At 51.2% G+C, this 1,286-nt stretch carries 2 protein-coding genes; one reads left to right on the top strand and one right to left on the bottom strand.

Features of this window, described 5'->3' with window-relative positions:
* The coding region (locus MKD50_RS30705; RefSeq protein WP_256503927.1) for a hypothetical protein at positions 1–217 on the top strand (217 nt) is incomplete at its 5' end.
* 512 nt (positions 218–729) lie between these two features.
* On the opposite strand, the gene MKD50_RS30365 is transcribed toward MKD50_RS30705, so the two are convergent.
* Positions 730–933 carry a cold-shock protein gene (locus tag MKD50_RS30365; protein ID WP_012354797.1) on the bottom strand — a complete coding sequence of 68 codons (204 nt, stop codon included), beginning with the start codon at positions 931–933 and terminating at the stop codon, positions 730–732.
* Positions 934–1,286: the final 353 nt, after the last annotated feature.

Raw genomic sequence — 1,286 nt, 5'->3', positions numbered from 1 at the left:
GCGCGGAGCCGCCTCGATTGAGTTCAGGTTCAAGGAGTTGCTCAGCGCGAAGCATGAGACTCCACGATGTACTGGAGTGCTTGTTCGCATTGTTCCAGCGACAACACATGAATGCTCGGGGTTGCGACATTCAGATCAAGCGATGCGAAAAAAAACATTTCATGCCCCGGGCGTTGAAGTCAACGACACCGTCGCGCCTAATCTTTACAGCGACTAATAGTTCGAGCGCATCGTGCAATTGGACCTTTCGCTCCCGCAACGCTGCGTTGGCAAGCCGACCCAGTGGCATGTTGTTCTTGCTCCATTTGCGCACGTCGATCCAAATTCGGCAGGCGGCGCAGATCCATACATGCCCAAGATCATCAAGAGGCGATACGCCGCTTCACCCGCGTCAAGAACCGACCTGACGCCACAGTAATTTCCGACCGGTTGGGGAAGTGCAGAAATCGGGCGACCAACGGATGTGGCTGGGCCGTACTTTAGCGCCCGACGATTCAGTCTGCTCCCACTACTACAACGCACCGATTGCTGGCGCCACTTGCGGATAACGAAAGCACTCAAATATTATATGCCCTGCTGCGAGGGTCTTGTGGAAGTGGTAATTACAATCCTGAATTGCGCATATCTTCCCAGCGATTTCCGGAAAAAAATACAAAGGAGCGACGATGGTGCCAAACTCGCGGACAAATTAGCGCCACGCCGCCAGATAGTTAAATGGCTATCAAGTGCTCAGAGCTTACGAATCTTTGACGCCTGCGGCCCCTTCATACCCTGCGTGATTTCAAATTCTACTTTCGCGCCCTCCTCCAGTGACTTGAAGCCGGCACCTTGGATTTCCTTGTAATGAGCGAACAAGTCTTTACCGCCATCATCGGGCGTGATGAACCCATATCCTTTTTCACTGTTGAACCACTTTACAATACCAGTCGCCATTTCATCCTCAAAGTTGCTATTGTTTTGGCCTTGGGCCACATCTCTTGCTGGAAAAACACTACTATGTGTGCAATAGCATAAATATAACCACGCTTGACGCTATGACAACATAGTAATGCGGATTAAAAAGCCTTCTGAAGAAAAACTCAATTCATCAGTGCGAACCGAATCCGTGACGAAAGTTCGCCCCGTCAACGGCCCATGCGCCGCTAGTTTCGCCAACGGCGCGCCAGTTGGCGCTAAAATGCCGCCACCTGCATTCTTCTACGTTTCCTGTCAGAATGCGTATTGCACTTGCTTAGATGAAGCCCAATGCAGTTAGTTCATAAGCGCCGGCGAAAAGAATCGAGCGC

The organism is Cupriavidus mimosae (genome assembly GCF_023952485.1).
Taxonomy (GTDB): domain Bacteria; phylum Pseudomonadota; class Gammaproteobacteria; order Burkholderiales; family Burkholderiaceae; genus Cupriavidus; species Cupriavidus taiwanensis_C.
Note: the sequence above shows the minus strand (reverse complement) of the source record. Positions and strands in the feature narration are given on the sequence as shown.